Here is a 12,520-nt window from a genome sequence, read left to right on the forward strand (position 1 = left end):
TACATATCGCTAAACTCATTTAAATTCTAAAACCTAATATAGGATAAACCCAAAATAGGTTTTTAACAGCTATTATGAGGACAGCACGCGCGTAGGTGTTGGCGTAGCTTCTCCAAAAGTTGCCCGTCGTAGATATGACACTCTCAATTCTGCAAGCTTGTAAATGTGAAGTCGCTACATGTCTAAATCTGTGGTTTCATTTGAAGGATATCAAATTTTGCAAGATATCTACTTACGATCATGAATGTTGCACCCGCCATTGTAGTACTAGGTCAAAATAGCGTGACAGTAGCACGTAAAATAATCAGCGTCTTGCCAGGAGCAACGTTATACGGTCTAGAGGGTCGTACATCGCAGGTTGATGTCAGTTTCACAAATTTTGGCGAGACGTTGCGCGAGTTATTTGTGCAAGGAAGACCACTGATTGGCATTTGTGCCACCGGCATTTTAATTAGGACGTTAGCTCCGGTAATCTCGGATAAACGACAGGAACCACCAGTGCTAGCTGTGGCTGAAGATGGTAGCGCTGTTGTCCCCCTATTGGGCGGACTTGGTGGGGTAAACGATTTGGCACGTCGCATTGCTGAAACGCTGGATGTCAAACCTGCAATTACGACCACAGGTGATTTACGTTTGGGCACAACGCTGTTATCTCCTCCCCCTGGATACCATTTAGCGAACCCAGATGATGCGAAGACATTTATCTCAGATGTCCTAGCTGGCGCGCAAGTCAAGCTCGAAGGAATAGCGCCTTGGTTGAGCAATAGTAAACTGCCCATAGATCCCAAGGGAGATTTGACCATTCAAGTTACAGAACGTTTGGTGACTCCTAAAGCTAATTGTCTTGTCTACCATCCAGCAACGATCGCGATCGCAATGAGTGGCATGATTGACGATCCAGTAGCTTTAGTACAACAGCTACTAGTTGATGCCAAACTAGAAAAAGCATCGGTTGCCGGGATATTTGCACCCATTACCGCCGCCGCCGATCCCGCAATCCACGCGGTAGCTAGCACCTTAAAAGTGCCCACCCGCTTTTTTACCCCAAATCAGCTAGAAAGTCTACTTTCACAAGGTTATAGCCCCGCCCAAGCCGCAGCGATCGCCGCCACAGGTACATCCCCCTTATCTCCATCTCCCCACATTGCGATCGCTATTGCTCCCCAACCAATTGACCCCAACACCATTGGTCAGCCACGGGGACGGTTAGCGATTATTGGTACAGGCCCTGGTGGTTCGCTGTGGATGTCTCCAGAAGTGAAGGAGATTCTCAAGTCGGCAACTGACCTAGTGGGTTATAAAACTTATTTAGATTTAGTTGGTTCTCTGGCTGATGGCAAGGAACGGCATGAATCTGATAACCGCGAAGAAGAAGCACGAGCAAAGATGGCCTTAGATTTAGCCGCATCTGGACGATATGTAGCTGTAGTTTCATCTGGCGATCCCGGTATCTTTGCAATGGCAACAGCGGTTTTTGAGGTGTGCGATCGCCATGCCAAACCAGAATGGGACAGTATCGACATTCATGTGGCCCCAGGCATCTCTGCAATGCAGGCAGCAGCAGCAGCCATTGGTGCGCCCCTGGGACATGATTTTTGTGCGATTTCTCTCTCTGATATCTTGAAACCTTGGTCGGCGATCGCCCAACGAATTGCGGCGGCGGCTGAGGCTGATTTCGTTATTGCTTTCTACAATCCTGTTTCCAAAGAGCGTACTTGGCAACTGGCAGAAGCGAGAAATATTTTGCTGCGACATCGAACGCCAGATACACCAGTAGTATTGGCCCGGAATCTCGGTCGTCCAGGACAAACGATAAAAGCGATCGCACTTGAGCAGTTAACACCAGCAAGCGCTGATATGCGGACAATTATTCTCGTTGGTTCCACAAAAACCCGAACTATCAACCGCCGCGATGGTAATATCTGGGTTTATACACCGCGTCGCTATACCGAATATTAGGCACGATTGGCGCTGTCACCGAAGAGAGCAAAAAAGGCAAGATAAGCACTTTTTTAAAGGCACTCAAAGATGAAGAGATGGACTTTTGCATTTTTTGGAATGCCGCGATGTCTAGCGACAAGCCGCAAAGCGTCTACGCTACCCTTTATGCTTTAGAAATAGGACAAATCAAGCGAGTTAAAATTCTTGACTGGCATGTACATCACGGGAACGAAACATAAGCAGTCGTGGAAAATATGCCCAACATTACTTTTTGTTCAATTCATCAATTATCAGGCTATTAACACACAGAAAAATCTGAAGAACATGCATAAAAGTTCCCAAAAGCTTACAACAACTAGTTACATCATCAAAATTTTGACTTTTCACAAGAGCAGTCATAGTTGTGCTAGTATACAACTCGTGTATGCAGTTCATTCAAACTAAAATTTTAATAAGTCTCACTTATCTGTAATATAAATAAGTAAAAACCATTGATGATTACGCTATGAAAAAATAAATTATTCTCAAAGAGAATACATGATTTTGACTTCTGAATTTTTACTTCAACAAACTTTCTTGGGAATTTTAACATTGTAATCTCAGCACATAGCGATTAGTCAGGAGTTTAGTTTGATGAATCCTAAAGTATCTATAATTATCCCTGCCTACAATACTGAAGTTTATATTAAGAAAGCAATAGAGTCAGTCTTAAATCAAACACTCACTGAGCTTGAAGTTATCGTTGTCGATGATGGGTCAACTGATAAAACTGTAGAAGTTGCAAAAAGTTTTACCGATGAACGTCTCAAAGTGATAGTTAATCCACAAAACCTTGGTGTTTCTGCTGCGCGTAATATTGCTCTCAAAGCAGCCCAAGGAGAATGGATTGCCGTTCTTGATTCAGATGACTGGTATGCTCATGAAAGATTAGAAAAGCTTGTGTTGCTGGCAGAACAAGCAAATGCAGATATGATTGCAGACGATATTTATTTTATCAAAGATGGTGCAACATCTCCTTGGAGTACATTGATTCAAGAAAGTGGAAAACATATAGATAAAATTCTCCAAATTGATATCGTTTATTTCGTAGAGACTGATGTCTACGGAAAAGCAGGGCTGCATCTTGGTTTAAGTAAGCCTATATTCAAACGAGAGTTTTTAGTTAAACACAGCATTGAGTACGATGAAACCCTAAGCATAGCTGAGGACTTTTGGCTTGACATGAAATGCTTAATTAATGGCGCTCGCTTTTTTCTAGTGCCAGAAGCCTATTATTTCTACCGTTCACGCTCTTCTTCTCTTGTACGTGAAAGCCGATTAAAACGTCTAAATCAATCTTGCATGTCTACTTCTTCTTTCATGGAGCAAAAATTTGTGAGAAAAGATTCAGATTTAATGCGTGCTCTGTCTTATAATCTTGCAGTTTATAACAGAAATTTAGCTTACTATCAAGTTTTATTGCCTCTCAAAGAAAGAGATTGGTTATTAGCACTGAGAGAACTTACAAAAAATCCGAGCGTTTTTTCTGATTTTATTTCTAGATTTAACGATATTATAAAACGTCGATTTCAATACTATGTTATGGGTAATAAATTAGTTTTTGAAATGCCTTATAATCTCCAAAGAAAAAGAAGAAAACCAATGCATCCCAGTTTCTATCCTCCCAAAAATAATAAATAAGTAAAACCAAAAGATTGTTACAAAAATATGAGGTAAGGGAGGAATCAGACAACCCTGTGACTGGGAAGATTATGAGGCTGTACGTGTTCACAACTTGGTTGCGATCGCAGCTTCATTCCAAGAAAATAATCTTGTAGTCTAAGAGATGATTTATAAAGTAAACCTTAAATTGTAGGGTGCGTTATAGCAACGCTTAACGCACCATGTTTCTCGGTACGTTACGGCTGATTCTTACTCTTTTAAACTTTCAAATCCTTGCACAGCCGTAACACACTCTACCTTAATATTTACTTTATAAGTAGGCTCTAATTGGATTAACAGCCAAATCATAGCTCCTATACTGATCTGTATTGGAGATGGATATGATGGAATTTAGAATATTATTTGTGAATTTACTCCCCCTATTGAACGCCGCAAAATACTCGATCGAGTAATCATGTTCTATTTTCCAACCATAAGACTATTATGATACCTATTGCATAAGCAATAATATCTTTCCAATCAAATACACTTCCCAAAGCAACAGCCAGAATCTTGTATTTTTGTAATCCTAAATTATTTACAAAATTAAAATATTGCAGAATCTCGATTGCACAAGAAAAGGCAAAAACTGATAAAGCGACTATAGATGAATGTATATTCCAAAAAGCTTTGACAAAGCAATAAATTAATATAACTACTAAAACATCACCGATAAAAGGACGAATAAAACTATCATTTATAAAAACTGCAATATATACCTCTATTAAAAATAGTAAAAGTGTGAGGTAAAAATATTTTTTATTGAAGATAAACATGGCAATCAATAGCGCTCAAAAAATACCTACTTTGATTATCAACCTCTTTAATTTTTGATAGAGTCTGTTGAAAACTCTATTATTACTAAGTAGGTTTCCAAATGACAATGGCAGATAAATTTCTTTGTATAATAAGAAACTTCTCTGTTTTGCCTTCCCTTTAGCAACTTCTGCTTTAACACTTTTGTATTTTGCGTAGCCTGTAGCAACTTCCGTCTTCTCTGTAAGAGCTTCTGTCTTCACGTTTCGGTGTTTCGCGCAGCCTGTAAGAGCTTCTGCCTTCGCGTTTCGGTGTTTTGCGCAGCTTGTAGCAACTTCTACTTTGACCGAAGACAAAAAGGATACAGAGCAACTAAATTCATTTATGGAAAATATAAAAACAATTGTCTACGGTGTATACACAAAGCTGAGAAATCATGCTTTTATATCATGTCCGGCTAATCACTTATGATTACCGTATCTGTGCAAAATCCCAAAAGTCTTTTTCCCCCTGCCCCCTGCCTTATCCCAACAATAATTATTTACGCCGACCTACTTAAATCCAGGATTTATGCTTCATTACCAAGATGTGTGTACACCGTAGCCCAATTTATAAGAGAGATTTAGGGTAAGGGCTTTTGATAAACATAATTTTGCGCCACTTTCCAATAGCGCGAGAACCGTTTCAAGTCAATATAGCCGTCATAGCTAAAAAATGGTTCTACCTCTAACACTTCCACTGCTATAGAACGCTCCATTTGATTACAGATATCATCAAATCGGGGACTGGGACTATTGGCTGTGACAACTAAATTAGCATCATGTTCTTGAGCAAAAGCTAAAATTTCTTGTGCCACATCGCCACGGCGAATAACAACAGGTAACTCTAGCAAACATTCGTAGATAAAAGTCAGACGTTTAAGACTCAATTGCCATTCTTCTATCAAAGCCTCGTCCCAAACCCAGATAGCTGGAGCATCAGGGTATTTGTGTAATGCGGGATTATTTGGACTGAGGCAATCTCCATGTACCCAAACAATTGGTTTAGTCATTTGTCATTTGTCATTTGTTATGGGGCATTGGGCATTGGGCATTGGGCGTTAGGAGTGCTGAGTAATGAGTAATGAGTAATGAGTGCTGAGTTAAGAGTTAAGAGTTAAGAGTTAGGAGTTTTGTTTATCCCCTTGTCCCCTCATCTCCCTCATCTCCCCTGCTCCCCTGCTCCCCTGCCCCTGCCCCCTGCCCCTCTTCCCTTTTTTATCACGCTGCCAACTTTGGCTATTAGGTTGTTTGCTAAATTCACCTTTGGGAAAAAGTCGCTGTTCTAATTCTTCATAACTGCCTTCAAAATCACAATGACCGTAAAGGGGACATTTCTGACAATAAATGCCTTTGGTGTAGCGTTCTAAGTTCTCACGGTTGAAAAAATACGGTTTCTGACTAAACGTGCTAGCAACCCACTGCCATGACATATTATTACTAGCAGGATCTCCATCTAAAAGATGCTCAAGAAACCATTTGGCTCCAGCTTGCCAACAAATACGCCGCCAATGGACAATATAAGCTGCTAGCCACATTCGGGCGTGGTTATGTAGATAACCAGTTTCTCTCAAATCACGACTGAAACTGTCAATGCAAACTCTGCCTGTAGTTCCTTCTCTGATATCTTGCGGCAATTCGGGTGCATATTCGCCCACAGTATAACCAGTTTTATACTCTTCTTGGTCTTTCCAGATTTCATCCCCCAACTTCATATACAACCGTTGCCAGTAATCGCGCCAACCTAATTCGTTAATTAGTTTCGTAGCTTCATCTTGGTTTTGTACTTGGTTGAGGACATAATCTCGAATTTCTCGCAAGCTCAAAACGCCATAGCGGATGTAAGGCGAAAGTCGCGTGACTGCACCTGCGAAAAAATTACGTGTTTGGGCGTAGCGAAGGGGGTCGATTTTTTGCAGCGCTGTTTCTGCCGCTTTGCGTCCCCCCACAGTTTCGCTGATGTGGCTATCGCGTTCCGCTGCACCTGGGAATTGTTCGCGCAGGTAGGCTACCAACTCATCGCGGTTGGTAAATTGGCGTTGCATATCTTTAGTCATGTGAACTTTGAAGAGTAAGAATAGATAAACAAAAATACCTGTAGGTTAAGTCATTATTATGGCGCAATACAGTTCAGAATGAGCAACAAAACCCTCATGTAGAGACGCGATTTATCGGGTCTTGAAAAACCAATTATCTATACCAATAACCCTTAACTGAAATGTATTGTATTATGGCGTATCAATATAAGTGTACACGGTAGGCATTTCTCTCAACTTAGTGAGAGGGCTTTTTTCATATTAAGCAAAGATGAATGAGTGATAGGGAAACCTAATTACTCAGGCAGTTTATCTAACTCTTTGATTCCTCGTTCTTGCAATAGTTGAATTACTTCATTATCAACAAATGTCACAGCATCAAGACTAAAACTATAAATGCAGTAACATGTTTTACTGTCTTCATCTACAAATTCTTCGGATTTGATGACTCGAAGATCGTCGATTAATCGGTCTTTCCACTCTTGTAAAGTTTCAGTCATTGTGGGAAAAAGGTTCTTCTATCGGTGTTTTTTGTCTAAGTTCCAATCAAAGAAAGCATAGCTATATGTACAATTCTAAAGCGATGTCTACGACGAGCTACGCTTACACAATCTCTCACATCCCATTATGAGCAACATTCCCCAAGTCGGACAACCAGCACCAGATTTCTCCACACCTGACCAAAATGGCAATTTAGTCACTCTCGATGACCTCAGCAGTCAGTGGGTTGTCCTCTACTTCTACCCCAAAGATGATACACCGGGCTGTACCACCGAAGCGAAAGATTTCACCGAGTTGTATCAAGACTTCAGCGCACTGGGAGCGAAAATTTTAGGCGTAAGTCCAGATTTGGGTAAATCCCATTGTAAATTTATCAGCAAACATAACTTGGCGATCGCCCTTTTAAGTGACCCAGAACATCTTTTAATCGAAGCCTACGGCGCTTGGCGATTGAAAAAATTTATGGGTAAAGAATATATGGGTGTTGCTCGGTCAACCTTTTTAATTTCACCTGATAGAATTATTGTCTATACTTGGCCCAATGTAAAAACCAAAGGTCATGCTCAGGCAGTTTTAACTAAATTACAGGAATTGGCAGCCACGTAAAATCCAAAGTGAGTCAGATTGGTCAAATCGATGTGGAAACCAGTAACGTTATCATCGAAGTAACAACTCAAACTGTTAGATAGTAATATATCCAGTTGAATAATATTATGGTTCAAGTCATCCAAGCGCATAATATCAGCCTTGCTGATTTAGAAGCAAAGTTTGGTCTGAAACAAGCTGAAAATGAAGATTTTTTTACAGAGTGGTTTGAGACTCTTCCAGAAATCACAGATATAGAAAAGCAATATCTAGACAGGGTGAAAACTAATTTTATGAGATTGGTAAAACACCCACCGCTTTTAGAAAGTGCAGTCAAAATGATAGTGCTATCTCCTTTATTAGACTTGGCAGGATTCTATCAAGAGCCATTTTTGATCGCTACTGAAGAATCTATTGAAATTGCCTTGGAAGATGAAGAAGAAATTATTAGAGGACGTATTGATGTTCTAGTTATTCAAGAAAAGTTGTGGTTGTTAGTCATTGAATCTAAAAGGGCTAGTTTTTCTCTTTTAGAAGCCATACCCCAAGCACTGGCTTATATGTTGTCTAATCCTAGTCAAGATAAACCTGTTTTTGGATTAGTAATAAATGGTAGTGATTTTATTTTTCTGAAACTTATCAAAGAGAATCAGCTAAAGTATGCTATGTCTGACCAATTTACACTTTTGAAACGAGAAAGTGAACTGTACCAGGTTTTAAGTGTATTAAAAAAACTGAGTAAGGTTTTGAGTTAATAATTATGTCTATTCGTTCTATATACATTGATTCCCACGCTACTACACCCGTAGATGAAAGAGTATTAACAGCAATGATTCCCTACTTCACAGAAAAATTTGGCAACCCAGCAAGCATTAGTCATGTTTATGGTTGGGAAGCAGAAGCTGCTGTGAAGCAAACGCGAGAAATTTTAGCAGCAGCAATCAACGCCACTCCTGAAGAAATTATTTTTACCAGTGGTGCAACAGAAGCAAATAATTTAGCTATTAAAGGTGTTGCGGAAACTTATTTTAAGAAAGGTCAGCATATTATTACTGTTGCCACTGAACATAGTGCAGTAATCGATCCTTGTAATTATTTAAAAAGTCTCGGTTTTGAAATTACTATTCTCCCTGTCCAAAAAGATGGATTGATTAATTTAACTGAGTTAAAAAAAGCTTTCCGTCCTGAGACAATTTTGGTATCGGTGATGGCTGCAAATAACGAAATTGGCGTGTTACAGCCTTTAGCAGAAATTGGAGAAATATGCCGCGAACACAACATCATTTTCCACACCGATGCAGCCCAAGCTATTGGTAAAATTCCCTTAGATGTGCAAGGGATGAAAATTGACTTGATGTCGCTAACAGCACATAAAGTATATGGGCCCAAAGGCATTGGAGCGCTATACGTCCGCAGACGCAACCCCAGAGTACAACTGGCTCCCCAGCAGCATGGCGGCGGACATGAGCGGGGGATGCGTTCTGGTACATTGTATACACCGCAAATTGTCGGCTTTGGCAAAGCTGTAGAAATTGCTTTGGCTGAACAAGCGACAGAAACTCAACGTCTCACCCAATTAAGACAAAGATTATGGGAACAGCTATCGCAAGTTGAAGGAATTCATCTCAACGGACATCTTCAACAGCGATTGGCGGGAAACTTGAGTATCAGTGTTGAGGGAGTGGATGGAGCCGCACTTTTACTAGGATTGCAGCCAGTAATGGCAGTTTCTTCTGGTTCAGCTTGCTCGTCAGCAAATACTGCTCCTTCCCATGTTCTCACAGCCTTGGGACACTCCCAACAGCTAGCTTATGCCTCAATCAGGTTTGGCATTGGCAGGTTTAATACAGAAGAGGAGATTGATATTGTAGCGAAACATGCGATCGCTACCATTCAAAGTTTACAAAATAAACGGTAAGCATAAAAGCCAGCAATATCTCTTCTTTAGACAATTGCTTTTCTAAAACTAAATATTATCTGTGCGATTCCCCATATCAAAAACATTAAATTCAATTCCTTCTAACTTCAGCCTCAAAGCCTCTAATAAGAGGTTTACCCTTTCTTCAATAAAAATAGTTAGGGCGTTTTCTGGAAGTGCATCGGCTCTTGACCATTCAAGAATCATCGTCGGTATAAGATGGGAACGTAGCACTATTTCTAAATCAGGTTCGTCATATTCTTTGAGATAATCTAATGGATTTTTATCGCTAATTTTCAAATTAGTGATTTGAGACAGATAGGCAATATTCATCAAGCTGTCACATTCTATTTGGCTAGCAATGCCACTTTGCTTAATAAAGTTAACTGGAAATATATGGTGTAAGTTAGGCTTATCTGTTAGCAAATAATAAACATCAGACAAAATATCTCTATGAGGTTTTGCCCAATCTTGCGGCTTGTGGTTTGCATAAAGTGATAGTATTGCTCTGGATAAGCGACCTCTATAACTGTAGAAAGATTTTCTCAGTGAATTCTTATCAATATCAAATTTATTGAATGAGTAAGTACTATTAGCCTTTTGTTGATTAACAAAGTATATATGTTCCCAGAGGTGAGTGGTGTTTGTTAGTAAATCTGCATTATGAAAACTATAATACCAAAAATACTTATTTAAAAAACTATAATCTGGTTTATCATTCCGATAAAAGTATGCTGTAATAGTCAAGTAGAGATATCGGTAAGGAATTAATCTTCCACCTTTAATATGTAAAATATTATCAAATAAATCAAAAGTTTTAGCAACGGCTATTTTAAAATTAGACCATACAGCTTCAATATGCTCTGTTTTTAGCTTATTAAGATACATATCAGTAATATTTTGTATCCCAGCTTCGGGAAATTCAGATTTTACTACTACAGCTAGCATCTGTAGCAATGTCCAATTATCAATATTGGCGTATTGACTGCTAGAAATACTTTTTTTAAATTTATCAAATAATTCACGAAGATAAAATCCAGAGATATTATTTGTCTTATTTTCGGAACGAAAGGTCTTAGCAACCACAATATCAAAAATATCCAAGGGTTTACCAGCTTGATTAATCCGCTCAAATATTTGACACACTTCGGCAACTTCAATACCTCTTAACTCAATAAAAGAAATTTTGTAATTAGCAAAAACCTCCTGAATTCTCCTCAATTGTTGTATGTAAGGATGATCGAATTCTCCATTAACACTCGTATAAAGATATTTTTCTATTTCTCTATAGTTTTTTATAATATCTAGTAAACTTACAATTAGTTTATCTTGATAACGTTTTTTTCTCCCAGCGTTTGCTCTTAGCTGACCATCTCTATCATCGATTTCGTCCCAAAATAAGAATCTTTTTGCATAGCTTGTATCATCAGTTGCATCAGTAAGTTCAATAGTTAAATCTATATATAGTGTTGGATCAAAATTTTCGTTATTAGCAATCTTGCCCCCATAGATTGATGTTAAAAGAGAAGTTGTTCTTTGTTGTCCATCTAAAATGTACTGATACTCATTGGAGTAAAAATTATCAGCAAATTTTATACCACCTATTTCTCTATGACTTTCTAGCTTTGTATTAGTTTTCCAAATTAGAATACTTCCTAAAGGATAAAACTTATAAATACTATCCCAAAGTTTTTTTACATTCTCTTTCTCCCAGACAACATCTCTTTGAAAAGTTGGAATTTGATACTTGTTTGATAGAAGACTTTCCAAATAGAGAGCAATACTTTGAGCATCCGGCTTTATGCGTTCAGTAGATGTAAACATTGAATTAACCTTACCTAACTTTGAGTAAATATCAATATTGATGTGTGAATTTCACTTGCTTTAGTAAAATTCCATACAAAGGTAACTGATATTTAATTAAGTGGCAACTCAGATTTTAGAAAATCTTTGCAATCTTTCTTCCATACCAACGTTACCCTGTAAGCCGCCTGTGTGTACTAGCAACAAGCGATCGCCTCTACAAAAAAATCCCTGCTGTAGTAAATCCATCACTCCGTAAAACATTTTGGCGGTATATACGTAATCGAGAGGTACGCCATGTTCCTGTGTGAACTGTTGGCTAAACAGTAGTAACTCATCGTTCACCTTTGCATAGCCGCCAAAGTGGTAATCACATATCAATTCCCAGGAAGCGGGAGAATTATATGGTGTAGGTAAATCAGAAGCGAGGTAATTTGTCAATAAACTTTCGATTTCTTGCGCAAGAAATGCCCCATTTTTCAATACGGGAAAAGCGATCGCTCTTTGTCTTTCATGCAACGAAAGCGCAATCCCTGCTAGTGTGGTGGCTGTACCGCAGGCTACGCAGATGCGATCGAATGCGATCGTCGCATCACTAACTATTTCTGTGCAGCCGCGCACACCATTTAAATTACTCCCGCCTTCGGGAATGATAAACACCTCGCCGAAACTTTGTCGCAGATATTCTTGTAGTGCTGGTGTATTGCGCTGTCGATACATTTCGCGGTTTAGATACACAAGCTGCATACCCTGTTGTACAGCAAAACTCAGCGTTACGTTTAATGGTAGCCTCTCCTCTCCACGAATTACGCCGATGGTGCGAAAACCGAAAAGATTACCAGCCGCCGCAGTTGCATAGATGTGATTAGAATAAGCACCGCCAAAGGTTAGCAGCGTTGTGAAATTTTTCTCCTTAGCCTCTAAAAGATTGTATTTCAGCTTAAACCACTTATTGCCGTTAACCCACGGGTGCATGAGATCCAGGCGCAGCACATATAGTTCAACACCAGCGTGACGGGCGATTTCGCTGTTGATTTGTTGTAGAGGAGGAGGAAGAAAGGTTAACGACATCTATCAAGATTTTAACTTAGAATTTGCACTTTCTCACGTTCATTATCGAATATAAAAGTAATGATAAACATTGAGTAATTCAATGGTAAGTCAAGCTAAATGATGAATAAATCTTTCTAATCATTAGCTTTAGAAATTGGCATTTTACTAATTGAGTGTTTCAGGTAAAT

General features: G+C 39.2%; 11 protein-coding genes. 5 read left to right on the forward strand and 6 right to left on the reverse strand.

Features of this window, described 5'->3' with window-relative positions; translation table 11 throughout:
• The first annotated feature begins 240 nt into the window (after nucleotides 1-240).
• Nucleotides 241-1,959: a precorrin-3B C(17)-methyltransferase gene (gene cobJ, locus RM368_RS25805; protein WP_322696676.1), complete on the forward strand. Its 1,719-nt coding sequence runs from the start codon at nucleotides 241-243 to the stop codon at nucleotides 1,957-1,959.
• Nucleotides 1,960-2,574: 615 nt separating this feature from the next.
• Nucleotides 2,575-3,621, forward strand: a complete 1,047-nt coding sequence (locus tag RM368_RS25810; protein ID WP_322696677.1) for a glycosyltransferase family 2 protein — start codon at nucleotides 2,575-2,577, stop codon at nucleotides 3,619-3,621.
• Between the two features lie 434 nt (nucleotides 3,622-4,055).
• On the opposite strand, the gene RM368_RS25815 is transcribed toward RM368_RS25810, so the two are convergent.
• The 4 genes from RM368_RS25815 to RM368_RS25830 form a co-directional block, all read right to left on the reverse strand.
• Entirely contained in the window at nucleotides 4,056-4,418 is a 363-nt protein-coding gene (locus tag RM368_RS25815; RefSeq protein ID WP_322696678.1) for a DUF2809 domain-containing protein, read from the reverse strand.
• A 602-nt stretch (nucleotides 4,419-5,020) separates the two neighbouring features.
• On the reverse strand, nucleotides 5,021-5,449 hold the full coding sequence (locus RM368_RS25820) for a hypothetical protein (protein ID WP_322696679.1): 429 nt from the start codon (nucleotides 5,447-5,449) through the stop codon (nucleotides 5,021-5,023).
• Nucleotides 5,450-5,560: 111 nt separating this feature from the next.
• Entirely contained in the window at nucleotides 5,561-6,493 is a 933-nt protein-coding gene (locus RM368_RS25825) for an FAD-binding domain-containing protein (RefSeq protein WP_322696680.1), read from the reverse strand.
• Between the two features lie 275 nt (nucleotides 6,494-6,768).
• Nucleotides 6,769-6,972: a hypothetical protein gene (locus tag RM368_RS25830; RefSeq protein ID WP_322696681.1), complete on the reverse strand. Its 204-nt coding sequence runs from the start codon at nucleotides 6,970-6,972 to the stop codon at nucleotides 6,769-6,771.
• 127 nt (nucleotides 6,973-7,099) lie between these two features.
• Here RM368_RS25830 and bcp point away from each other — a divergent pair, with 127 nt between their 5' ends.
• From bcp to RM368_RS25845, 3 genes are all read left to right on the forward strand, one after another.
• Nucleotides 7,100-7,579 carry a thioredoxin-dependent thiol peroxidase gene (gene bcp / locus RM368_RS25835; protein WP_322696682.1) on the forward strand — a complete coding sequence of 160 codons (480 nt, stop codon included), beginning with the start codon at nucleotides 7,100-7,102 and terminating at the stop codon, nucleotides 7,577-7,579.
• A 107-nt stretch (nucleotides 7,580-7,686) separates the two neighbouring features.
• Nucleotides 7,687-8,313 carry a type I restriction endonuclease gene (locus tag RM368_RS25840; RefSeq protein WP_322696706.1) on the forward strand — a complete coding sequence of 209 codons (627 nt, stop codon included), beginning with the start codon at nucleotides 7,687-7,689 and terminating at the stop codon, nucleotides 8,311-8,313.
• A gap of 5 nt (nucleotides 8,314-8,318) precedes the next feature.
• Nucleotides 8,319-9,476, forward strand: coding sequence for an IscS subfamily cysteine desulfurase (locus RM368_RS25845; RefSeq protein WP_322696683.1), 1,158 nt, complete (start codon nucleotides 8,319-8,321; stop codon nucleotides 9,474-9,476).
• A gap of 48 nt (nucleotides 9,477-9,524) precedes the next feature.
• Here the strand turns inward: RM368_RS25845 and RM368_RS25850 are convergent, their stop codons facing one another.
• On the reverse strand, nucleotides 9,525-11,300 hold the full coding sequence (locus RM368_RS25850) for a GmrSD restriction endonuclease domain-containing protein (RefSeq protein WP_322696684.1): 1,776 nt from the start codon (nucleotides 11,298-11,300) through the stop codon (nucleotides 9,525-9,527).
• Nucleotides 11,301-11,408: 108 nt separating this feature from the next.
• Nucleotides 11,409-12,350, reverse strand: a complete 942-nt coding sequence (locus RM368_RS25855) for a 1-aminocyclopropane-1-carboxylate deaminase/D-cysteine desulfhydrase (RefSeq protein ID WP_322696685.1) — start codon at nucleotides 12,348-12,350, stop codon at nucleotides 11,409-11,411.
• Nucleotides 12,351-12,520: the final 170 nt, after the last annotated feature.

Source organism: Nostoc sp. DedSLP03 (assembly GCF_034530815.1).
Taxonomy (GTDB): domain Bacteria; phylum Cyanobacteriota; class Cyanobacteriia; order Cyanobacteriales; family Nostocaceae; genus Nostoc.

What these genes read in the sequence shown, in the direction of transcription:
- cobJ (WP_322696676.1), top strand. Translation starts at nt 241, where the DNA reads ATGAATGTTGCACCCGCCATTGTAGTACTAGGTCAAAATAGCGTGACA.
- RM368_RS25810 (WP_322696677.1), top strand. Translation starts at nt 2,575, where the DNA reads ATGAATCCTAAAGTATCTATAATTATCCCTGCCTACAATACTGAAGTT.
- RM368_RS25815 (WP_322696678.1), bottom strand. Translation starts at nt 4,418, where the DNA reads ATGTTTATCTTCAATAAAAAATATTTTTACCTCACACTTTTACTATTT.
- RM368_RS25820 (WP_322696679.1), bottom strand. Translation starts at nt 5,449, where the DNA reads ATGACTAAACCAATTGTTTGGGTACATGGAGATTGCCTCAGTCCAAAT.
- RM368_RS25825 (WP_322696680.1), bottom strand. Translation starts at nt 6,493, where the DNA reads ATGACTAAAGATATGCAACGCCAATTTACCAACCGCGATGAGTTGGTA.
- RM368_RS25830 (WP_322696681.1), bottom strand. Translation starts at nt 6,972, where the DNA reads ATGACTGAAACTTTACAAGAGTGGAAAGACCGATTAATCGACGATCTT.
- bcp (WP_322696682.1), top strand. Translation starts at nt 7,100, where the DNA reads ATGAGCAACATTCCCCAAGTCGGACAACCAGCACCAGATTTCTCCACA.
- RM368_RS25840 (WP_322696706.1), top strand. Translation starts at nt 7,687, where the DNA reads ATGGTTCAAGTCATCCAAGCGCATAATATCAGCCTTGCTGATTTAGAA.
- RM368_RS25845 (WP_322696683.1), top strand. Translation starts at nt 8,319, where the DNA reads ATGTCTATTCGTTCTATATACATTGATTCCCACGCTACTACACCCGTA.
- RM368_RS25850 (WP_322696684.1), bottom strand. Translation starts at nt 11,300, where the DNA reads ATGTTTACATCTACTGAACGCATAAAGCCGGATGCTCAAAGTATTGCT.
- RM368_RS25855 (WP_322696685.1), bottom strand. Translation starts at nt 12,350, where the DNA reads ATGTCGTTAACCTTTCTTCCTCCTCCTCTACAACAAATCAACAGCGAA.